This is a genomic window from Escherichia sp. Lx600-2 (assembly GCF_036662595.1).
Lineage (GTDB): Bacteria > Pseudomonadota > Gammaproteobacteria > Enterobacterales > Enterobacteriaceae > Escherichia > Escherichia coli.
Genome location: NZ_JAYQWM010000053.1, coordinates 1 through 21,904 on the forward strand (window position 1 = coordinate 1; position 21,904 = coordinate 21,904).

At 49.3% G+C, this 21,904-nt stretch carries 22 protein-coding genes, 1 pseudogene and 1 other annotated feature; of the genes and pseudogenes, 7 read left to right on the plus strand and 16 right to left on the minus strand.

Going from position 1 to position 21,904, the window contains the following annotated elements; genetic code table 11:
• The first annotated feature begins 1 nt into the window (after position 1).
• On the plus strand, positions 2 to 58 hold the full coding sequence (locus tag OQV04_RS25135; RefSeq protein ID WP_003032489.1) for an IS1 family transposase: 57 nt from the start codon (positions 2 to 4) through the stop codon (positions 56 to 58).
• 15 nt (positions 59 to 73) lie between these two features.
• Positions 74 to 454: pseudogene (locus tag OQV04_RS16980) on the plus strand (AMP-binding enzyme); the annotation flags it as partial.
• A gap of 56 nt (positions 455 to 510) precedes the next feature.
• Here OQV04_RS16980 and ppsA read toward each other — a convergent pair.
• Positions 511 to 2,889 carry a phosphoenolpyruvate synthase gene (gene ppsA / locus OQV04_RS16985; protein ID WP_032280970.1) on the minus strand — a complete coding sequence of 793 codons (2,379 nt, stop codon included), beginning with the start codon at positions 2,887 to 2,889 and terminating at the stop codon, positions 511 to 513.
• Between the two features lie 332 nt (positions 2,890 to 3,221).
• On the opposite strand from ppsA, the gene ppsR reads away from it, so the two are divergent.
• The 3 genes from ppsR to hemP all read left to right on the plus strand — a co-directional run bounded on the left by ppsR (position 3,222) and on the right by hemP (position 5,581).
• A complete protein-coding gene (gene ppsR / locus OQV04_RS16990; RefSeq protein WP_000368046.1) occupies positions 3,222 to 4,055 on the plus strand; it encodes a posphoenolpyruvate synthetase regulatory kinase/phosphorylase PpsR in 834 nt (277 codons plus the stop codon).
• Between the two features lie 156 nt (positions 4,056 to 4,211).
• Entirely contained in the window at positions 4,212 to 5,258 is a 1,047-nt protein-coding gene (gene aroH, locus OQV04_RS16995; protein WP_001082229.1) for a 3-deoxy-7-phosphoheptulonate synthase AroH, read from the plus strand.
• Positions 5,259 to 5,389: 131 nt separating this feature from the next.
• Entirely contained in the window at positions 5,390 to 5,581 is a 192-nt protein-coding gene (gene hemP / locus OQV04_RS17000; RefSeq protein WP_001270809.1) for a hemin uptake protein HemP, read from the plus strand.
• A 3-nt stretch (positions 5,582 to 5,584) separates the two neighbouring features.
• On the opposite strand, the gene selO is transcribed toward hemP, so the two are convergent.
• The 14 genes from selO to thrS form a co-directional block, all read right to left on the minus strand.
• Complete coding sequence (selO, locus tag OQV04_RS17005) at positions 5,585 to 7,021, minus strand: protein adenylyltransferase SelO (protein WP_032280973.1); 1,437 nt, start codon at positions 7,019 to 7,021, stop codon at positions 5,585 to 5,587.
• 62 nt (positions 7,022 to 7,083) lie between these two features.
• A complete protein-coding gene (gene ydiV, locus OQV04_RS17010) occupies positions 7,084 to 7,797 on the minus strand; it encodes an anti-FlhDC factor (protein ID WP_032280974.1) in 714 nt (237 codons plus the stop codon).
• A gap of 246 nt (positions 7,798 to 8,043) precedes the next feature.
• The gene (locus OQV04_RS17015) at positions 8,044 to 8,508 is read right to left on the minus strand and encodes an NlpC/P60 family protein (protein WP_001209780.1); all 465 of its coding nucleotides are present in this window, start codon (positions 8,506 to 8,508) and stop codon (positions 8,044 to 8,046) included.
• A 77-nt stretch (positions 8,509 to 8,585) separates the two neighbouring features.
• Entirely contained in the window at positions 8,586 to 9,335 is a 750-nt protein-coding gene (btuD, locus tag OQV04_RS17020; RefSeq protein ID WP_000029466.1) for a vitamin B12 ABC transporter ATP-binding protein BtuD, read from the minus strand.
• Entirely contained in the window at positions 9,335 to 9,886 is a 552-nt protein-coding gene (gene btuE / locus OQV04_RS17025) for a bifunctional thioredoxin/glutathione peroxidase (protein ID WP_001154187.1), read from the minus strand. Before btuE ends, btuD begins: the two co-directional genes overlap by 1 nt.
• A 62-nt stretch (positions 9,887 to 9,948) precedes the next feature.
• Positions 9,949 to 10,929 (minus strand): vitamin B12 ABC transporter permease BtuC, encoded by a 981-nt coding sequence (gene btuC / locus OQV04_RS17030; RefSeq protein WP_000956515.1) that lies wholly within the window; start codon positions 10,927 to 10,929, stop codon positions 9,949 to 9,951.
• A gap of 100 nt (positions 10,930 to 11,029) precedes the next feature.
• A complete protein-coding gene (gene ihfA, locus OQV04_RS17035; protein ID WP_001229265.1) occupies positions 11,030 to 11,329 on the minus strand; it encodes an integration host factor subunit alpha in 300 nt (99 codons plus the stop codon).
• A 4-nt stretch (positions 11,330 to 11,333) separates the two neighbouring features.
• The gene (gene pheT / locus OQV04_RS17040; RefSeq protein WP_000672328.1) at positions 11,334 to 13,721 is read right to left on the minus strand and encodes a phenylalanine--tRNA ligase subunit beta; all 2,388 of its coding nucleotides are present in this window, start codon (positions 13,719 to 13,721) and stop codon (positions 11,334 to 11,336) included.
• 14 nt (positions 13,722 to 13,735) lie between these two features.
• Positions 13,736 to 14,719 (minus strand): phenylalanine--tRNA ligase subunit alpha, encoded by a 984-nt coding sequence (gene pheS / locus OQV04_RS17045; RefSeq protein ID WP_000018588.1) that lies wholly within the window; start codon positions 14,717 to 14,719, stop codon positions 13,736 to 13,738.
• Positions 14,720 to 14,927: 208 nt separating this feature from the next.
• Positions 14,928 to 15,052: a sequence feature (Phe leader region), on the minus strand.
• Positions 15,002 to 15,046 carry a pheST operon leader peptide PheM gene (pheM, locus tag OQV04_RS17050; protein WP_001386830.1) on the minus strand — a complete coding sequence of 15 codons (45 nt, stop codon included), beginning with the start codon at positions 15,044 to 15,046 and terminating at the stop codon, positions 15,002 to 15,004. (Overlaps the previous feature by 45 nt.)
• A 116-nt stretch (positions 15,053 to 15,168) precedes the next feature.
• On the minus strand, positions 15,169 to 15,525 hold the full coding sequence (gene rplT / locus OQV04_RS17055; RefSeq protein ID WP_000124850.1) for a 50S ribosomal protein L20: 357 nt from the start codon (positions 15,523 to 15,525) through the stop codon (positions 15,169 to 15,171).
• 52 nt (positions 15,526 to 15,577) lie between these two features.
• Positions 15,578 to 15,775: a 50S ribosomal protein L35 gene (rpmI, locus tag OQV04_RS17060; RefSeq protein ID WP_001124225.1), complete on the minus strand. Its 198-nt coding sequence runs from the start codon at positions 15,773 to 15,775 to the stop codon at positions 15,578 to 15,580.
• 96 nt (positions 15,776 to 15,871) lie between these two features.
• On the minus strand, positions 15,872 to 16,414 hold the full coding sequence (infC, locus tag OQV04_RS17065) for a translation initiation factor IF-3 (protein WP_001700733.1): 543 nt from the start codon (positions 16,412 to 16,414) through the stop codon (positions 15,872 to 15,874).
• A gap of 3 nt (positions 16,415 to 16,417) precedes the next feature.
• The gene (thrS, locus tag OQV04_RS17070) at positions 16,418 to 18,346 is read right to left on the minus strand and encodes a threonine--tRNA ligase (RefSeq protein WP_001144199.1); all 1,929 of its coding nucleotides are present in this window, start codon (positions 18,344 to 18,346) and stop codon (positions 16,418 to 16,420) included.
• A 522-nt stretch (positions 18,347 to 18,868) separates the two neighbouring features.
• Here thrS and espL1 point away from each other — a divergent pair.
• A complete protein-coding gene (espL1, locus tag OQV04_RS17075) occupies positions 18,869 to 20,767 on the plus strand; it encodes a type III secretion system effector EspL1 (RefSeq protein ID WP_032280980.1) in 1,899 nt (632 codons plus the stop codon).
• Positions 20,768 to 20,941: 174 nt separating this feature from the next.
• The gene (gene yniD / locus OQV04_RS17080) at positions 20,942 to 21,049 is read left to right on the plus strand and encodes a small membrane protein YniD (RefSeq protein WP_001142445.1); all 108 of its coding nucleotides are present in this window, start codon (positions 20,942 to 20,944) and stop codon (positions 21,047 to 21,049) included.
• A 52-nt stretch (positions 21,050 to 21,101) separates the two neighbouring features.
• Here the strand turns inward: yniD and OQV04_RS17085 are convergent, their stop codons facing one another.
• Positions 21,102 to 21,860, minus strand: coding sequence for a DUF481 domain-containing protein (locus OQV04_RS17085; RefSeq protein WP_000771396.1), 759 nt, complete (start codon positions 21,858 to 21,860; stop codon positions 21,102 to 21,104).
• Between the last annotated feature and the right edge of the window lie 44 nt (positions 21,861 to 21,904).

Sequence of the window (21,904 nt, forward strand, 5' to 3'; positions counted from 1 at the left end):
GGTGGAGCTGCATGACAAAGTCATCGGGCATTATCTGAACATAAAACACTATCAATAAGTTGGAGTCATTACCGAAGCTGGCTATATAAAAATAACCGGGCGCAAGAAAGATATTATTGTCCGCGGCGGCGAAAATATTAGCAGCCGTGAAGTGGAAGATATTTTATTACAGCATCCTAAAATTCACGATGCTTGTGTGGTTGCAATGCCCGATGAACGCTTAGGTGAACGTTCATGCGCTTATGTCGTGCTGAAAGCACCGCATCATTCATTATCGCTGGAAGATGTAGTGGCTTTTTTTAGCCGTAAACGGGTCGCAAAATATAAATACCCTGAACATATCGTGGTAATCGAAAAACTACCGCGCACTGCCTCAGGTAAAATACAAAAGTTTTTGTTAAGAAAAGATATTATGCGGCGATTAACGCAGGATGTCTGTGAAGAGATTGAATAAGTTTCATCTTCGGGGGTCACATAACCCCGGCGACAAAACGCCGCCGGGTATTTATTTTATTTCTTCAGTTCAGCCAGGCTTAACCAGGTTTGCACCACGGTGTCCGGATTCAGAGACAGGCTATCGATCCCCTCTTCCATCAACCATGCGGCAAAATCTTCGTGGTCGGACGGACCCTGACCGCAAATCCCGACATATTTGCCCTGTTTCTTCGCGGCACGAATCGCCATCGACAGCAGTGCTTTCACCGCATCGTTGCGCTCATCGAACAATTCAGACACCACGCCGGAGTCACGATCCAGACCGAGCGCCAGCTGCGTCATATCGTTTGAGCCAATTGAGAAGCCGTCGAAATATTCGAGGAACTGCTCGGCCAGCAAGGCGTTGGACGGGATTTCACACATCATGATGATTTTCAGCCCGTTCTCACCACGCTTCAGCCCCTGACGCGCCAGTTCCTCAACCACCGCTTTCGCCTGATCTACGGTACGCACGAACGGGATCATGATCTCAACGTTGGTCAGCCCCATGTCGTTGCGCACACGTTTCACTGCTTCGCACTCCAGCGCGAAACAGTCGCGGAAGCTGTCGGAAACATAGCGGCCCGCGCCACGGAAGCCGAGCATCGGGTTCTCTTCATCTGGCTCGTAACGCTCACCACCGACCAGGTTGGCATATTCGTTCGATTTAAAATCAGAGAGCCGGACAATGACGCGCTTCGGATAAAACGCGGCACCCAGCGTCGCGATCCCTTCAGTCAGACGACCAACGTAAAATTCACGCGGAGAATCAAAACCTTTCATCATCTCGCGGATTTCGTTTTGCAACTGCGGTTCCTGATCGTCAAACTCAAGCAGTGCGCGTGGGTGGACGCCAATCATACGGTTGATGATAAATTCCAGACGCGCAAGTCCCACGCCTTCGTTCGGCAGACAGGCGAAGTCGAAAGCTCGGTCCGGGTTACCGACGTTCATCATCACTTTCAACGGCAGATCCGGCATCGTTTCTACGCTGGAGCTTTTCACGCTAAATTCCAGCAACTCCGCATAGACGTAACCGGTATCACCTTCGGCACAAGAAACAGTGACGTTCTCACCGTCTTTCATCCGTTCTGTTGCATCACCACAGCCCACTACCGCCGGAATGCCCAGTTCACGAGCGATGATCGCCGCGTGACAGGTACGACCGCCACGGTTGGTGACGATGGCAGATGCTTTCTTCATGATCGGTTCCCAGTCCGGGTCGGTCATGTCAGTGACCAGCACGTCACCAGGTTCGATGCGGTTCATTTCGCTGATGTCATGGATGACTTTCACCGGACCCGCACCGATGCGATGACCGATAGCACGGCCTTCGGCGATAATCTTACCCTGTGAATGCAGCGTATAACGCTCCATGACCTGACCGCGTGAGCGCACGGTTTCCGGACGCGCCTGCACAATGAACAGTTTGCCGGTGTGGCCATCTTTCGCCCACTCAATATCCATCGGGCGACCGTAGTGTTTCTCAATTTGTACGGCCTGTTTTGCCAGTTCCTGCACTTCTTCGTTGGTCAGCGAGAAGATGTCACGCTGTTCCTGCGGTACGTCTTCGATTTTAACCTGCTTGCCGTGCTCCTGGGTCGGCGCGTAAACCATGCGGATTTTTTTCGACCCCATGGTGCGGCGCACGATAGCCGGGCGATTCGCCGCCAGTGTCGGTTTATGCACGTAAAACTCATCCGGGTTAACCGCACCCTGCACGACCATCTCACCAAGGCCCCATGCGGAAGTGATAAACACCACCTGGTCAAAGCCGGATTCGGTATCAATGGAGAACATCACGCCAGATGATGCGAGGTCAGAGCGCACCATCCGTTGAACACCAGCGGAGAGCGCCACACCACGGTGATCGTAACCCTGGTGCACACGATAAGAGATGGCGCGATCGTTAAACAGAGAAGCAAATACATGTTTCACTGCCACGAGAACGGCGTCAAAACCCTGAACGTTGAGGAAGGTTTCCTGCTGACCGGCAAAAGAAGCGTCCGGCATATCTTCTGCGGTGGCGGAGGAGCGCACCGCAAAAGAGGCGTTTTCGTCATCGGCGGAAAGCTGTGCATAGGCTTCGCGGATGGCGTTTTCCAGCTCAGGCTGGAAGGGAGTGTCGATAATCCACTGGCGGATTTGCGTGCCCGCTTTCGCAAGCTGAGTAACATCGTCAATATCCGTTTTATCCAGCAGTTCATAAATGCGCTGGTTTACGCCGCTTTGGTCCAGAAACTGGTTAAACGCGTCGGCGGTTGTGGCGAAACCATTCGGAACGGAAACACCCATTCCGGAAAGGTTAGTAATCATTTCACCCAGGGAGGCATTTTTGCCCCCAACCCTGTCTACATCATTCATGCCGAGTTGGTTATACCAAAGCACCAGCGGTGACGAGCCATTGTTGGACATCGAACAATCCTTTTGTGATAAATGAACGGTTTGAGAAACACATTTCTGCGCATTTATCTTTGCATATTTAACCGGATGAAAAAAACGGTGAATCGTTCAAGCAAATATATTTTTTTACTTTTTAAGACTGATCCCAGCGTTGCGCAAACCTGCTCTCTTCGACAATTTCCACATAAACCATCGGTATAAACGAAACCATAAAAATGAAATGCTGTTTTCATAAAAAATAAAATTGAAGGTTCATTTTATAAACCAGACATAACGTTCTACGCTTCTGTGCGTTTTTAATTTATGCTTTCATAGAATTATGTCTGCATCACGGGAAGAACAAAATGGATAATGCTGTTGATCGCCACGTTTTTTATATTTCTGATGGTACGGCAATAACTGCGGAGGTATTAGGACACGCAGTAATGTCACAATTTCCCGTCACTATCAGCAGCATCACGCTGCCGTTTGTCGAAAATGAGAGCCGTGCACGGGCAGTGAAGGATCAGATTGACGCAATTTATCACCAGACAGGCGTGCGCCCGCTGGTCTTCTACTCCATCGTGTTGCCGGAGATTCGCGCCATCATCTTGCAAAGTGAAGGTTTTTGCCAGGATATCGTTCAGGCGCTGGTTGCCCCGCTACAACAAGAGATGAAACTGGATCCAACGCCGATTGCTCATCGTACCCATGGCCTTAACCCTAATAATCTCAATAAATATGATGCGCGCATTGCGGCGATTGATTACACCCTCGCCCACGATGACGGCATTTCGTTGCGCAATCTGGACCAGGCTCAGGTGATCCTGCTCGGTGTTTCTCGCTGTGGTAAAACCCCCACCAGTCTGTATCTGGCAATGCAGTTTGGTATCCGCGCGGCAAACTACCCCTTTATTGCCGACGATATGGATAATCTGGTGCTACCCGCGTCGCTCAAACCGCTTCAGCATAAATTGTTCGGCCTGACTATCGACCCGGAACGTCTGGCGGCGATTCGCGAGGAACGTCGGGAGAACAGTCGCTATGCCTCGCTTCGTCAGTGCAGGATGGAAGTCGCGGAAGTGGAAGCCTTGTACCGTAAAAATCAGATCCCGTGGATTAACAGTACCAATTATTCGGTAGAAGAGATTGCCACCAAGATCCTCGATATCATGGGCCTTAGTCGCCGAATGTACTAGAGAACTAGTGCATTAGCTTATTTTTTTGTTATCATGCTAACCACCCGGCGAGGTGTGACACACCTCGCACTTGAAATCAGCAGCGATTGGTTTATCGTGATGCGCATCACTTCCCGGCAGTCCTGCCGTAGAAGCAACAAATTTCTGAGACTTGTAATGAACAGAACTGACGAACTCCGTACTGCGCGTATTGAGAGCCTGGTAACGCCCGCCGAACTCGCGCTACGGTATCCCGTAACGCCTGGAGTCGCCACCCATGTCACCGACTCCCGCCGCAGAATTGAAAAAATACTGAATGGTGAAGATAAGCGACTGTTGGTCATTATTGGCCCCTGCTCGATCCACGATCTCACCGCTGCAATGGAGTACGCCACCCGTCTGCAGTCGCTGCGCAACCAGTACCAGTCACGGCTGGAAATCGTAATGCGCACCTATTTTGAAAAACCACGAACTGTTGTCGGCTGGAAAGGACTAATCTCCGATCCAGATTTAAACGGCAGCTATCGGGTAAATCACGGTCTGGAGCTGGCGCGCAAATTACTTTTACAGGTAAATGAGCTGGGCGTCCCAACCGCGACCGAGTTCCTCGATATGGTGACCGGTCAGTTTATTGCTGATTTAATCAGTTGGGGCGCGATTGGCGCACGTACTACCGAAAGTCAGATCCACCGTGAAATGGCTTCGGCACTCTCCTGTCCGGTAGGTTTTAAAAATGGTACCGATGGCAACACGCGGATTGCTGTGGATGCTATCCGCGCAGCCCGCGCCAGCCATATGTTCCTCTCGCCAGACAAAAATGGTCAGATGACCATCTATCAGACCAGCGGCAACCCGTATGGCCACATTATTATGCGTGGCGGCAAAAAACCGAATTATCATGCCGATGATATCGCCGCAGCCTGCGATACGCTGCACGAGTTTGATTTACCTGAACATCTGGTGGTGGATTTCAGCCACGGTAACTGCCAGAAGCAGCACCGTCGCCAGTTAGAAGTTTGTGAGGATATTTGTCAGCAAATTCGCAATGGCTCTACGGCGATTGCTGGAATTATGGCGGAAAGTTTCCTGCGCGAAGGAACGCAAAAAATCGTCGGCAGTCAGCCGCTCACTTACGGTCAATCCATTACCGACCCGTGTCTGGGCTGGGAAGATACCGAACGCCTGGTCGAAAAACTCGCCTCTGCGGTAGATACCCGCTTCTGAATGCGTGCCCATTCCTGACGGGATGGGCATTTCTGCGCAACTTGTTGTCTTCTCAACACATTACTGCTTGCTCTGGTCAGCCATAATATTGATAATAAGAATCATTGTTATATCAATTATTATTAATTTTTATGCGTTATACGGATAGCAGAAAACTCACGCCTGAAACGGATGCCAATCACAAGACCGCTTCCCCGCAGCCTATTCGGCGAATTTCCAGCCAGACACTGTTAGGTCCGGATGGCAAACTGATTATCGATCATGACGGGCAAGAATATCTGCTCCGTAAAACTCAGGCTGGCAAGCTGCTGTTGACCAAGTAGCCTTTAACTCGAGCAGCTGACTTCCAGCCGTTTACCCCAGTCAGGTGGACGACTGACATAGTCATCATCTCTGTCGCTGAAAGGATTTCGCAACGCCCCATGCAGGCGGTGCAATTCCGTCATATCACCCTTTTCTGCCGCTTCAATCGCCCGTTGCGCCAACCAGTTGCGCAATACCAGAGCGGGGTTAACGCTTTGCATCAACTGCTGACGCTCACTATCGCTAACCTCGTCTTGTTGCAAACGCCCTCGATAACGGGCAAACCAGTCATCAAATGCCGCACGATCAATAAACTCATCACGTAGCGGTGACGCCGCGCTGTGCTGCTCGGTCAGACTCAGCATGCGAAATGTGCGGGTATAATCGCTGCGCTCTCGCGCCATCAGACTGAATAATTCATTCAGTAGCGCGTTATCCTCTTTTTGCTCCGTCATGAAGCCCAGTTTCTGCCGCATCCGTTGTCCATAATGCGTCAACAAAACCTGCTGATAGCTGTCCAGGGCCTCATTCAGGGCATCTACGGCAACAAATGGTGACAATGTCTGCGCCAGACGCTGTAAATTCCACAACGCGACAGCAGGTTGATTATCAAAGCTATAACGCCCTTGATGATCCGAGTGATTACAAATAAAACCGGGTTCGTAATCATCAAGAAAACCAAACGGCCCGTAATCAAGCGTCAGCCCCAGCAGCGACATGTTGTCGGTATTCATCACCCCATGTGCAAAGCCGACCGTCTGCCATTGGGCAATTAGCGATGCGGTACGTGCGACAACATCGTTAAACCAGAGACGGTATTTGTCCTCATCATCTTCAAGATGTGACCAGTAATGACGAATAGCAAAGTCAGCTAACTGACGAACCTTTTCCGACTCTCGGCGGTAGTAAAAATGTTCGAAATGACCAAAGCGAAGATGACTTGGTGCCACACGCATCAGCATCGCGCCTGGCTCCACCGTTTCCCGATACACTGGCGAATCGCTGGTGACGATACTTAACGCGCGGGTCGTCGGAATACCCAGATAATGCATCGCCTCACTGGCGAGACTTTCTCGTATCGTCGAACGTAAAACCGCCCGTCCATCACCCATTCGCGAATAAGGCGTCAGGCCAGCACCTTTCAGATGCCAGTCCATTGTAGTGCCATCAGCAAGCAGTTGTTCGCCAAGTAAAATGCCGCGCCCATCACCCAGTTGGCCCGCCCAGACGCCGAACTGATGACCACTGTAAACCTGCGCCAGTGGTGACATACCAGGCAGTAGGGTTTCGCCGCCCCAGACACCTGCGGCATTTTTAAACAGCGACGATGGAATACTCAGCGTGTTAGCGAGTTCGGTATTATGCCAAATCAGCCGGGCATTATTTAAAGGCGTAGGGGAAAGTGCTGTATAGGTTGCTGGCAATTCATCGCGCCAGCGGGTAATAAAAGACAGGGTCATAGATCCTCCTGTTTGATAGTGTAGACGGTTACTCTCGTCTTAAACACCAGCAAACAGGAGGGTTATCGCTGAACCAACGTCGTTATCTGATTTATAGGAACGGCAGGCCACAGGCATCCCTGGAGAGCATGGAAATCGAAGGGGGTAATCTGTGCCAATATTTCTGCCGTATCAATGCCCCCCGCGATGATGCAATTGCAACAAGGGGAAATTTGCGCCTGGATCGCACGAATAAACGGTTCGAAGGAGCGGTGCGTGATTTGTTGCTGAATAAAACTTTTATCCAGCATGACGCGGGTGAAAAGACCATCAAAAACCGCTTTCATTGTGCTATTGCCTGCTCCCAAATTACCTAACACAAGGGGATACACTTGCGATAAGGATAAAAGACCGCGATTATCTTTTCCTTCATTGAGATGCGGGTAATTCTCATTAATCAACAGTTCAATAAACGGATATTTTAATAGTTCGCCTGCGTAATTATCCCTGTCTAATAATAATGTAGCCACTTGTGGCGTTAAATTAAGCCAGGCAAAGAGTTTATGTTGAATAAAAAAATGTTGGCATGATTTTAGTAATTCCAACTGCTCTGAAAATAATTGCCAATGTTGCTCCTCGGTAAGTTGCGCTATAACCCGACTCGTCGGGATACGCACCGTGCCATCTTCACTGGAGAAATGGGTAATTAACTCAACGCCGACAAGGACTTGCTGGTTATCTCTTATCGGCAGGAAATAGCAATCAGAATGATAAAGATTCTCCAAAAAAATCTTCATGGTAACCGTCCCTCTCGAAGGATGTTTTTCAGTATCCGGCTAAAAGGGATGAGGCCATAAGACATAACAATTACAGAAGGAGTAACTTTCATTTGTTCCATGTTAACCACTTTTTCAGGGGTCCTTTTTTTAGATTATCCTGATTATAAACGAATAATCCATTTACGGAATTTTTGTCTGCAAAATACTACTGTATTCTGGAGTAAATGGACGGCGATGTATCATCGCCGTCCAATTTTCGACATACTAGATTCGTCTCGCCTGCCAGAAATTTTTCTGCCAATAGACATTATCAAGTGAGGAACGCATCACTCCCTTGCTGGTAGAGGCGTGGATAAATTGGTTGTTGGTATCGTAAATACCTACATGCAAACCATTTTGTCCGGAACCCGTTTTGAAAAAGACCAGGTCACCAGGCAGCAACTCGTCTTTATCAATTTGCGTGCCGATAGAGGCTTGTTCTTTGGTTTCTCGGGGCAGCTGCAAATCGAAACGATCGCGCATCGTCACAACCACAAATCCCGAACAGTCCACACCGCGCCGCGTCATGCCACCATAACGATACGGCGTGCCATGCCAGCTTTGTAGCTGGTCGTTCAAACCGGCAATAACGGTAATCGAATCAGAAAGTCTGGCATTTGGCGGCGGTGCTTTATGGTGGCTACACCCGGCCAGAAACAGTGCTGTGATCAAAATAAGGCAGAAACGCATTCCGTACGGTTCCTCTGTTTTTTATTCTTGCATTAATTTAGCGTCGTAATTACCCGATTTTCAAGATACTAATGAAATCAGATGGTCGAAATCAGCATTCTGTGACCTTCGATATCCAGACGGCGAAAATTCATCCCATAGGCCTGCGCCAGATTTGGCGGCGTGAGCACCTCTTCTCTGCGTCCACTGGCCAGCATTTTTCCACCTTTTAGCAACCACGCCCGATGCGCATGACGCAATGTGTGGTTGAGATCGTGACTGCTCATCACAATCGCCAGTCCTTGCTGACACAGCGCGCTCAGAATTTTGTCTAACGCACTTTGTTGCGCAACATCAAGACTGTTCATCGGCTCATCAAGAAGCAGCAATTGGCCTGCGGGATTGGCTTGTGGTGTGATTTGCAGCACCACCGCAGCAAGACGTACGCGTTGCCATTCACCGCCGGAAAGTTGATTGGTGCTACGTCCGAGTTTGTCATCAAGAGCCAGCGCCCCTGCGACATCATTCAGTAGTTCGGTACGCGTTTTATCGTGCTGATGCAGTGTCAGGTAGTGCCAGACCGGCATTGCAAACGGCGGCGTCTGCTGTTGTGAAAGATAGGCGCGATGCAGCGCGAGTTTTGTTGCGGACCATGCTTCCAGTGGTTGCCCCGCGAACTGAATGCTTCCCTTACCGCTGGTCATTCCGGCCATTCGCGCCAGTAAGGTACTCTTACCCGCGCCATTCGGCCCCACCAGGTGCAGGATCTCCCCAGCCCGAACCTCGCCAGAAAGCGGCCCCAGGCGGGTAGATTCCGCAACATCCTGTAACTGCATCACAATAGACATTATTTTGCCAACGCCAGTTTAATGCTTTCCATCACAATGGGATCTTCCGGCGTCATATCCGGGGAAAAACGCTGGATGACCAATCCGTCCCTGCCAACTAAAAATTTCTCAAAATTCCATAAAATATCATCAGGGTACAGCGGTGCACGACCTTTGCTGACCATACGGGCATAGAATCCGCTCTCTTCCGGCGCGACTGCGGTCGGCGCTGCGGCAATCAATTTTTGATACAGCGGATGGCGTCCTTCGCCATTAACTTCAATCTTACTGAACATCGGGAACGTCACCCCCCATGTGGTGGTACAGTAAGTTTTAATCTCTTCATCGCTGCCCGGTTCTTGTTCCAGAAACTGGTTGCACGGGAATCCCAGCACCACAAAACCTCGATCGGCCCAGGCTTTCTGAATATTCTCCAACTGCTCATATTGCGGCGTTAAGCCACACTTTGAGGCGACATTGACAATCAACAGCACATTACCGGCGTACTTCTCCAGCGTGGTCACTTCACCGTCGATATCTTTCACTACGGTCGTCAGAATGGAATCTTGCATCGTTTCTCCTGGGTGTGGTCAGTAAAAATCTTAGCTTTTAATCATAGACCGTCTTTTTGCGGCTAACGTCCTGCTTTTAACAATAACCAGATAAACACCGGCGCACCCAACGTTGCGGTGACCACGCCAATAGGCAGCTCTGCGGCAGCTAATGCCAGGCGCGCTACAATATCGGCCAGCAGCAATGCGCTCGCCCCTGCCAGCGCGCAGCCGGGAAGTAATACGCGATGATCGGTTAAACCACACAACCGAATAATATGTGGGATCACCAGACCAATAAAGCCGATAGCACCCGCCAGCGCCACACTGACGCCAACCATCCAGCCGGTCGCTGCCACCAGCACATTGCGCCAGAACCACAGGGGTAAACCCAGTTGCCGCGCCGAGATCTCGCCAAGTGCTAACATATTCATCGGCCTGGACTGACAACAGATCCACAACAACACGGGGATCAATGCCAGCATCAGCCAGCTTTGCCGCCAGTCTACGCCGCCAAAACCGCCCATCATCCAGTACATCAGCTGACGTAAATCAACGGAGGTGGAAAAGTAGATAGCCCACGTCATTAGTGCGCTACAGATAATCCCTAATGCAACGCCAGCCAGCAATAACCGACTGGTCGAAAGATGACGACGGGCGAAACGTAAGAGTATTAAAGTGATGATAAGCGCGCCAGCAATCGCACACAGCCCTAGCGCCCAGTTGGGGAGTTGCCCTTGCCCAAGCAATACCGCGGCGATAAGCCCCACGCCTGCGCCGTTAGAGACGCCAAGTAGTCCAGGTTCTGCCAGAGGATTTTCAAACAACGCCTGCATTACAGCGCCGGATATAGCCAGCGCCGCACCAACCAGCAATACAGCCAGCGTACGTGGCAGGCGAATTTGCCAGACGAACAGTTCGCCACGAGGAGAAAACCAGTCACCTGGCGAAATCCATTGTTCACCGGCGCAAAGGCTTAAGAGAAGCGCCAGCAGCATCAAAACTGACAGGCATAATAACCAGCGAATATTTTGTCGCTGTTGTTGGCGGGCAAGTGTCAGCATGGTATCCGTTCTGCTGAAGTGTCATGGCGTTGATTTTACGGTGACTCTTCGACAGTGAAAAGAAAAAAGGCCGCAGAGCGGCCTTTTTAGTTAGATCAGATTACTCGTCTTTGGGCGAAGCGTTTTCGACCCGGCTTTTTAACTTCTGCCCGGGTCTGAAGGTCACCACGCGCCGTGCTGTAATGGGAATATCCTCGCCCGTTTTCGGGTTACGTCCCGGGCGTTGATTCTTATCACGCAGATCGAAGTTACCAAAACCAGAGAGTTTCACCTGTTCGCCGTTTTCCAGAGCGCGACGGATCTCTTCGAAAAACAGTTCAACCAGTTCTTTGGCATCCCGCTTGCTAAGCCCAAGCTTATCAAACAGATATTCTGACATTTCAGCTTTTGTAAGCGCCATAGGTTCAATCCCTCAATGATGCCTGGAATCGCTCTTTTAATGCCTCTACACATTTGGCGACGGTAGCGGCAATCTCCTCTTCTTCGAGTGTACGGCTGGTATCTTGCAGGATCAGGCTTATGGCGAGGCTCTTATACCCCTCCGCAACACCCTTACCGCGGTACACGTCAAATAAGTTTACGCCAACTACCTGATTTACGCCAACTTTCTTACATTCGGATAAAATATCCGCTGCGGGAACGTTTTCTGCGACCACCACCGCGATGTCACGACGGTTCGCCGGGAAGCGAGAAATCTCGCGCGCCTGAGGCACCACGCGGTCTGCGAGCTTGTTCCACTCCAGTTCGAACACCAGAGTGCGACCGTTAAGATCCAGTTTACGTTCCAGTTCAGGATGAACAACCCCAACAAAACCAATACGTTCACCTTTCAGATAAATCGCTGCGGATTGCCCCGGATGCAGTGCCGGATTCGCTTCTGCACGGAACTCAACCTCATTCAGTTTACCGGTCAGGTCGAGAACGGATTCAAGATCGCCTTTCAAATCATAGAAATCAACGGTCTCTTTTGCCAGGTTCCAGTGCTCTTCGTAACGGTTACCGCAAATCACACCGGCTAACATCAGATCCTGACGAATGCCCAACGGTGCCTGAGTATCTGGTACAAAACGCAGACCGCTTTCGAAAATGCGCACACGGTTCTGCTGACGGTTCTGGTTGTACACCACGGTTGCCAGCAGGCCGGTCCACAGAGAAAGACGCATTGCTGACATTTCAACAGAGATCGGGCTTGGCAGCAGTAAGGCTTCAACCCCTGGATGGATCATCTGCTGCACTTTCGGATCAACGAAGCTATAGGTGATCACTTCCTGATAGCCTTTGTCGTTGAGCAGCGTTTTCACGCGCTTGAGCGACAGGTCAGCTTCACGGTGAGTACCCATAATCAGGCTTGCCTGTACCGGCTCATCCGGGATGTTGTTGTAGCCGTAAACACGCGCGACTTCTTCGACCAGATCTTCTTCAATCTCCATGTCGAAACGCCAGCTCGGCGCAACTGCCTGCCACTCGTCTTTGCCTTCGGTCACTTCGCAGCCGAGACGACGCAGAATGTCAGTTACCTGCTCATCCGCAATATGATGGCCGATCAGGCGATCCAGTTTGCTACGACGTAAAGTGATGGTTGCACGCTTCGGCAGCGTTGCTTCGTTGGTGATATCAATTACCGGACCAGCCTCACCACCGCAGATGTCGATCAGCAGACGGGTCGCACGTTCCATCGCTTTGTACTGCAGTGCCGGATCAACGCCACGCTCATAACGGTGAGACGCATCAGTATGCAGGCCATGACGACGAGCACGACCGGTGATAGACAGCGGGCTGAAGAAAGCGCATTCCAGCAGGACGTTTTGCGTTTCGTCATTCACGCCAGAGTGTTCGCCACCAAAAATGCCGCCCATCGCCAGCGCCTTGTTGTGGTCGGCGATAACCAGGGTGTCAGCATTCAGCTTCGCTTCAGTGCCATCAAGCAGCACCAGCGTTTCACCCTCTTTCGCCATCCGCACCACAATGCCGCCTTCAATGCGATCTTTATCGAAAGCGTGCATCGGCTGGCCCAGTTCGAGCAGCACATAGTTGGTGACGTCAACAACTGCATCGATAGAACGGATCCCGCAACGACGCAGTTTTTCTTTCATCCACAGCGGAGTTGGCGCTTTAACGTTAATGCCTTTTACCACACGGCCAAGATAACGCGGGCAGGCTTCCGGCGCTTCGACTGTAATCGGCAGCGTGTCGTCGATGGTCGCACCAACCGGAACGATTTCCGGTTCAACCAGCGGCAGCTGATTCAGCACGGCAACGTCACGCGCAACACCAATGATACCTAAACAGTCGGCACGGTTTGGCGTTACGCTGATTTCGATGGTGTTGTCATCGAGTTTCAGGTATTCGCGGATGTCAGTGCCAATCGGCGCATCTGCAGGCAGTTCGATAATGCCGTTATGGTCGTCAGAAATTCCCAGCTCAGAAAAGGAGCACAGCATCCCTTCAGACGGTTCGCCGCGCAGTTTCGCCGCTTTAATTTTGAAATCACCCGGCAGAACAGCACCAATGGTCGCTACCGCCACACGCAGGCCCTGACGGCAGTTTGGCGCACCGCAGACGATGTCCAGCAGGCGATCGCCGCCGACATTCACTTTTGTCACACGCAGTTTGTCAGCGTTCGGATGCTGCGCACACTCAACCACTTCACCAACGACCACGCCGTGGAAGCTACCGGCAACCGGTTCAACACCATCAACTTCCAGGCCCGCCATCGTGATTTGATTTGCCAGCGCGTCGCTATCAATCGCCGGGTTCACCCATTCGCGTAACCACAGTTCACTGAATTTCATAATCTATTCCTGCCTTATTTAAACTGTTTGAGGAAACGCAGATCGTTTTCGAAGAATGAACGCAGGTCGGTGACGCCGTAACGCAACATAGTCAGACGCTCCATCCCCATCCCGAAGGCGAAACCAGAGTAAACTTCCGGGTCGATGCCAACGTTACGCAGCACGTTCGGATGCACCATCCCGCAGCCCAGCACTTCCAGCCATTTACCGTTTTTACCCATGACATCCACTTCTGCAGAAGGTTCGGTAAACGGGAAGTAGGAAGGACGGAAGCGAATCTGCAAATCTTCCTCAAAGAAGTTACGCAGGAAGTCGTGCAGCGTGCCTTTCAGGTTGGTAAAGCTGATGTTGGTATCAACAATCAGACCTTCCATCTGATGGAACATCGGCGTGTGAGTCTGGTCGTAGTCGTTACGATAAACACGGCCAGGCGCGATGATACGAATCGGTGGCTGCTGGGCTTTCATGGTGCGGATCTGTACGCCAGAGGTCTGGGTACGCAGCAGGCGGGTAGCGTCAAACCAGAAAGTGTCGTGGTCAGCGCGCGCCGGGTGGTGACCAGGAATGTTCAGAGCATCGAAGTTATGATAATCGTCTTCGATTTCCGGCCCGGTTGCCACGGTAAAGCCAAGCTCACCGAAGAAACTTTCGATACGGTCGATGGTACGGGTAACCGGATGCAGACCGCCGTTTTCAATGCGACGACCTGGCAGAGAGACATCAATCGTTTCCGCCGCCAGACGCGCATTCAGTGCAGCGCTTTCCAGTTCCGCTTTACGCGCATTCAGCGCCTGCTGAACCTGCTCTTTCGCTTCGTTGATAACCGCACCGGCTGCCGGACGCTCTTCTGGCGGCAGCTCACGCAGGGTCGTCATCTGAAGGGTTAAGTGCCCTTTTTTACCCAAATATTCGACGCGCACATTATCTAACGCGGCAACATCTGACGCCTGGCTAATGGCCGCCTTCGCACTGGCAACCAGTTCTGCGAGATGTGACATGGTTTTCCTCATTGTGTCAGTGGTGACACTGGTTCGTTGGACTTAGAGCCTATCCCATCAGGCTATTTTACTTGCCATTTTGGTCCCGGGCAGTGCTCGAAATCCTCACGTACTTAAGTACGCTCCGGTTTCTCCGCACTGGCCGTATCCAGACTGGCTGCGACAATTACGCCTGATAGACTGGCTTTTTATTTTTCAAAACGCGCATACAAAAAAAGCCTCCACTGGGAGGCTTTCAGGCGCTGTTTTCCGTTTCTCTTCTCACGCGCTAGCCTCCTGGATTCAGGTGCTAAAGTAAAAAAAGAAGCGGAAAATAGCAGCATTCATTGCTTGCGTTACCTTTTGGTACTCTTCAAAAGACCTTTATTGAAAAGGCTACGGCGATAAAAGTCAATGTTTTGATGGCGTTGAAACGAAAAGAGGGAGACTAGCTCCCTCTTTCAACTGGCTTATGCCAGAGCTGCTTTCGCTTTTTCAACCAGAGCGGTGAACGCTACTTTGTCGAATACTGCGATATCAGCCAGGATCTTACGGTCGATTTCAACAGAGGCTTTTTTCAGGCCATTGATGAATTTGCTGTAAGAAATACCGTTCTGACGTGCTGCTGCGTTGATACGCGCAATCCACAGTTGACGGAACTGACGCTTACGTTGACGACGGTCACGGTAAGCATACTGACCAGCTTTGATAACAGCCTGGAAGGCAACGCGGTATACGCGAGAACGCGCACCGTAGTAGCCTTTAGCTTGTTTCAAAATTTTCTTGTGACGTGCGCGTGCAATAACACCACGTTTTACGCGAGCCATATGTGCTCTCCTGTATCTATATTCTAATTAAAAAGTTAAAAACGTTAACGGCTTATGCGTACGGCAGGCACGCGATTACCAGGCCCAGATCGCCTTTGGAAACCATGGCTTTCGGACGCAGGTGACGTTTACGTTTGGTCGCTTTTTTGGTCAGAATGTGACGCAGGTTAGCGTGCTTGTGCTTAAAACCACCTTTACCGGTTTTTTTGAAGCGCTTAGCAGCACCGCGTACGGTCTTAATTTTTGGCATTTTAATAACTTCCACTTCGCATTGTTAATAAACGAAACAAAGGCGAACAAAGCCTGTGAAGCCCGAAGGCTCCACAGACAGTGCTGCTTGAAGGCCTTACTGTTTCTTCTTAGGAGCGAGCACCATGATCATCTGGCGGCCTTCGATCTTCGTTGGGAAGGATTCGACCACTGCCAGTTCTTGCAAATCGTCTTTCACGCGATTAAGCACTTCCATACCGATTTGCTGGTGCGCCATCTCACGACCGCGGAAACGCAGCGTGATTTTGGCTTTATCACCCTCTTCGAGAAAGCGAATCAGGCTGCGGAGTTTTACCTGATAGTCGCCTTCATCTGTACCAGGACGGAATTTAATTTCCTTAACCTGGATAACTTTTTGCTTTTTCTTCTGTTCCTTAGAAGACTTGCTCTTTTCATAGAGGAATTTGCCGTAATCCATTATACGACAAACCGGCGGCTCGGCGTTAGGGCTGATCTCGACTAAGTCTACTCCGGCTTCTTCTGCTTTCTCCAGAGCTTCTCTCAGACTCACAATACCAAGCTGCTCGCCTTCCAGACCTGTTAAGCGAACTTCCTGGGCGCGAATTTCGCCATTGATACGGTTAGGGCGCGCCGTTTGAACTCGTTTTCCGCCTTTAATACCTTATTCCTCCAATTGTTTAAGACTGCGGCTGCGAATCTCTTGTTGCAGCTTCTCGATCACTTCATTTACGTCCATGCTTCCCAGGTCTTTACCACGGCGGGTGCGAACGGCAACTTTGCCTGATTCCACCTCTTTATCACCACAGACCAGCATATATGGGACGCGACGCAAAGTGTGCTCGCGGATTTTAAAGCCAATCTTCTCATTTCTCAAGTCTGCTTTAACACGAATGCCCGCATTTGATAGTTTTTGCGTCAATTCGTTAACGTAATCAGACTGTGAATCGGTAATATTCATGATAACAACCTGAACCGGCGCAAGCCAGGTCGGGAAGAAACCAGCGAATTCTTCGGTCAGGATACCGATGAAACGTTCCATCGACCCAAGAATTGCGCGGTGAATCATTACCGGTACCTTACGCTCGTTGTCTTCGCCCACATAGGAGGCGCTCAGACGAGACGGCAAGGAGAAGTCCAGCTGTACTGTACCGCACTGCCATGCACGATCGAGGCAGTCATACAGGGTAAATTCAATTTTCGGACCGTAGAAAGCGCCTTCACCCAGTTGATATTCAAACGGGATGTTGTTTTCTTCCAGCGCAACCGCCAGGTCCGCCTCAGCACGATCCCACATTTCGTCACTGCCAATACGTTTTTCAGGACGAGTGGAGAGTTTGACGACAATCTTCTCGAAGCCAAAAGTGCTGTACATATCATAGACTAAACGGATACATCCGTTAACTTCATCGCGAATTTGTTCTTCAGTACAGAAGATATGCGCGTCATCCTGGGTAAAACCACGCACGCGCATCAGGCCATGCAGCGAACCTGACGGCTCGTTACGGTGGCAGCTACCAAACTCGGCCATACGCAGCGGCAGATCGCGATAAGACTTCAGCCCCTGGTTGAAAATTTGTACGTGACCCGGGCAGTTCATCGGCTTAATGCAGTATTCACGGTTCTCAGAAGACGTGGTGAACATTGCATCTTTGTAGTTGTCCCAGTGACCGGTTTTTTCCCACAGGACACGGTCCATCATGAACGGACCTTTAACTTCCTGATACTGGTACTCTTTCAGTTTAGAACGAACAAACACTTCCAGTTCACGGAAGATGGTCCAGCCGTCGTTGTGCCAGAATACCATACCCGGCGCTTCTTCCTGCATATGGTACAGGTCGAGCTGTTTACCGATTTTACGGTGGTCGCGTTTCGCGGCTTCTTCCAGGCGCTGCAGGTAAGCGTTAAGTGCTTTTTTGTCTGCCCACGCCGTACCGTAAATACGTTGCAACATTTTGTTGTTGCTGTCGCCACGCCAGTAAGCCCCTGCCGTTTTCATTAGTTTGAAATGATGGCAGAAACGCATGTTCGGTACGTGCGGACCGCGGCACATATCGACATATTCTTCATGGAAGTACAGACCTGGCTTGTCATCATGGGCGATGTTTTCGTCAAGAATGGAGACTTTGTAGCTCTCCCCACGGTTGGCGAAAGTTTCACGCGCTTCGTGCCAGCTGACTTTCTTCTTAATGACGTCGTAGTTTTTCTCAGCAAGCTCATGCATCCGCTTCTCGAGTGCTTCGACATCTTCCTGGGTTAACGTGCGGTCAAGATCAACGTCGTAATAAAAACCGTTGTCAATAACCGGGCCGATTGCCATTTTGGTATGCGGCCAAAGTTGTTTAATCGCGTGCCCTAACAGGTGCGCACAGGAGTGACGAATGATCTCCAGACCTTCTTCGTCTTTGGCGGTAATGATCGACAGTTGTGCGTCGTTTTCAATCAGATCGCAAGCATCAACCAGTTCGCCATTAACGCGCCCTGCGATACAGGCTTTCGCCAGACCTGGACCAATGTCCAGCGCAACATCCATGGGGCTTACAGCGTGATCGTAATGGCGTTGGCTGCCATCAGGAAGAGTTATAACAGGCATTTTATATCCTTATTTGCAGTGGTGACCCACACGAAAGATCACATACAAAGAAAAATTTGTTTATTAACAGTTCATTGCGAAACCATCTAGCCAACAAATGCTAAATTGGTTCGCAATCAGGTACACAAATGAAAGACATTAACCTCTCACCTTCCACCCGGTTGAGCGATGTTAACACTAAAAAAAGGGAGATTGTACCTTTCCGTTTCACATTGATTCGATTCGCAATTCGTTTGTAGTGAGTACACCAGCAAAACGCTTAAAGAACAACTGATAACATCACGGAGCGTCTGAAAGGTTTACTGCGAGCGGATTTACAGCAGCATAAACTGAATCCAGCAAAGTTCGTTGCATGATTTGGCGGTAGTATTTAAACGATCATGAGATTAATGACGAAGTGGTCATATCACAATGATAAAAGTGACACAATTCTTATAGCAATTTTTCGTGCACATTTCGTTCTGGCGATAATAATTAATCATCATCCTCAAAACCTCCAGACATATATAAGGCGAATAGATTATGAGTCAAAACGACATTATTATCAGAACTCATTATAAGTCTCCTCATAGAATGCACATCGATAGCGACATACCAACGCCTTCATCAGAGCCTATTAATCAATTTGCGCGCCAACTCATCACCCTACTTGATACCTCTGACTTAAGTTCGATGCTGTCATACTGTGTTACTCAGGAATTTACCGCAATCTGTCGAAAAATATCACAAAATTGTTATTCCACTGCCCTTTTTACCATTAACTTTGCCACTTCACCCATCCATGCAGAAAATATACTCATTACATTACACTATAAAAAAGAAATCATTTCCTTATTACTGGAAACCACGCCTATTAAAGCTAACCATTTGCGAAGCATACTGGATTATATTGAACAGGAACAGTTAACTGCCGAAAATCGTAACCATTGTATGAAACTGTCTAAAAAAATCCATAGAGAAAAAACTATACAACCAACAGTAAATCTCAATGGTAGTGCATTTTTTTCGCAATCTCCTTCTGACGCTATTTTTTGTCGCCATCTGTCATTGCAATACGCCCTTGATTCACTGGGAAATGGAGAAGGCAAAGTCAACCTGATTAAACATTACTCCTCCGTTGAATCCATACAACAGCATGTCCCCTTAGTCCGGGACGCGGAGTTCAGAGCATTACTTCGCCATCCTCCTGCAGGGAGTCGCGTTATCGCGAGTAAGGATTTTGGCTTCGCTTTAGATATTTTCTTCTGTCGAATGATGGCAAACAATGTCAGTCATATGTCTGCGATTTTATATATAGACAATCATACTTTGTCAGTAAGGCTACGAATAAAGCAGTCGGCGTATGGGCAATTAAATTATGTTGTGTCCGTTTACGACCCGAACGATACCAACGTTGCCGTCAGAGGCACCCACAGGACAGCACGGGGCTTTCTCTCGCTTGATAAGTTCATCAGTTCAGGTCCCGATGCTCAGACCTGGGCTGATAGGTATGTTCGCAACTGTGCAATTGCTATTCTGCCCCTATTACCTGAGGGAGTTCCAGGGGCTATTTTCACGGGTATCGCGACACGAATGCCATTTGCCCCTATACATCCATCGGCAATGTTGTTAATAATGGCCACAGGCCAGACTCAACAGCTTATTACATTATTCAGACAGTTGCCCATACTCCCTGAAAAAGAAATCATTGAAATAATAACTGCGCAGAATAGCGTTGGTACACCTGCTTTATTTTTGGCTATGATGAACGGACATACTGACAACGTAAAAATATTTATGCAAGAAATTCAGTCACTGGTAGATAATCACATCATTCATGAAGATAATCTGGTTAAATTGTTGCAAACTAAAAGTGCTAACGAAACACCTGGACTCTATATCTCCATGTTGTATGGATTCGATGAAATAATCGATATCTTTCTGAATGCATTAACCACTCCAATAGCACAAGAGCTTCTAAACAAAAAACTGGTGATGAGTATTTTAGCCATGAAAATACATGATGGTGAGCCAGGATTATATGCCGCAATGGAAAATAATCACCCTTTGTGTGTCACACGGTTCCTCTCTAAAATTAATGGCATCGCCTTTAAATACAAGTTAAGCAAAGCTAACATCATGGATTTATTAAAAGGAGCTACAGCACAGGGAACCCCTGCATTATACATCGCCATGAGCAAGGGTAATGAAGACGTCGTGTTATCTTATATATCGACGCTGGGTGCTTTTGCAAAAAAACATTCTTTTAGTCAACATCAGTTATTTACACTGTTGGCTGCTAAAAATCATGACAACATGTCAGCTGTTCATATAGCCATTCATCATAATCATTATAAAACTGTAGAAACATATTATGCTGCTATAAATGTAATCAGCCAAAGCCTGAGTTTTAGTGCCGGTGAACTAAAGACGTATTTATAACCAGCTATTTACGATATTTATATATCGATACATAATTTTATTTTTTCATAAAACGCAGAAACAGTGATCAGGTGTACAACGCCACCCGACGGCTGTAATAACAAAAAATCCCTTGATGCCTGTCCCTTTTGTTACACTCCGTTATCACGCACAAGAGATATGCAGGACACTGGTATGCCGACTAAACGCTTTGATAAAAAACACTGGAAGATGGTGGTGGTGCTACTGGCAATCTGTGGCGCTATGTTGTTGCTACGTTGGGCAGCAATGATTTGGGGCTGAGCAGTGACAAACGAAGACAGCCAGACCGCATAACACGGTCCGGCAGATAATTTTACATGCTGTAGCCCAGCGATAAGGTTGTCCGACGGTCGGTATGTTCCGGTGCAGACTCTGGAGGTTCAGAGTTCCATGTGACGTTGTAAGCCACCTTCAGTCCAAAATGTTCATTAATAGCAACATTTAATGCGCTTTCGGAGTTCAGCGTTGTGTCTTCCGCGCCAAAGACCGAAACACCCTGCGTAAATTTAGCGTTGTCAGTCAACTGCCATGCATAAGCCCCGGAGGCATAGCCCAGCGGCTGGGTTTCACTGGCATTGTCGGTATATTTGTCGTAACGCACACCTGGACCGAATTCAAAGCGGAAACTGTGTACCGGGCCATTCAAAAACTGACGACCATAACCCGCGGTCAACACATCGCGCTCTCGATAGCCGTTATAACGGTCTGTCAGCCAGCTTGCCTGACCAAATAAATAGTCATAATCAGTTAAATTAAAACGGCTACGCCCGCCCGCCGCATATTTTTCTGAAGAACGCTCATCATTAGAAGAAGTATTACTGGCGTTCCCCCACAGCGACCAGGCAGTGGTTTGTCCATACCAGGTCATGGTGGTGTCAGCCGTAAGTGAGGAGCTTTTCGTATTGCCTGATTGTGCAAGATATCCTGCGTTCAGATTACCTTCGAAAGGTTTTTTAGCGCTGGCAGGATCGTCCATGACAGTAAAAACGGAATCATCGGCAGCTGCATTCAGTGACGCAAACATGCCCCCCGCCAACATAACGATGGCAGGAACTGTCTTCAAAAGCTTCATTTATCAAGAGTCCGTACAACAAAAAAAGAGACCATCGCGGTCCC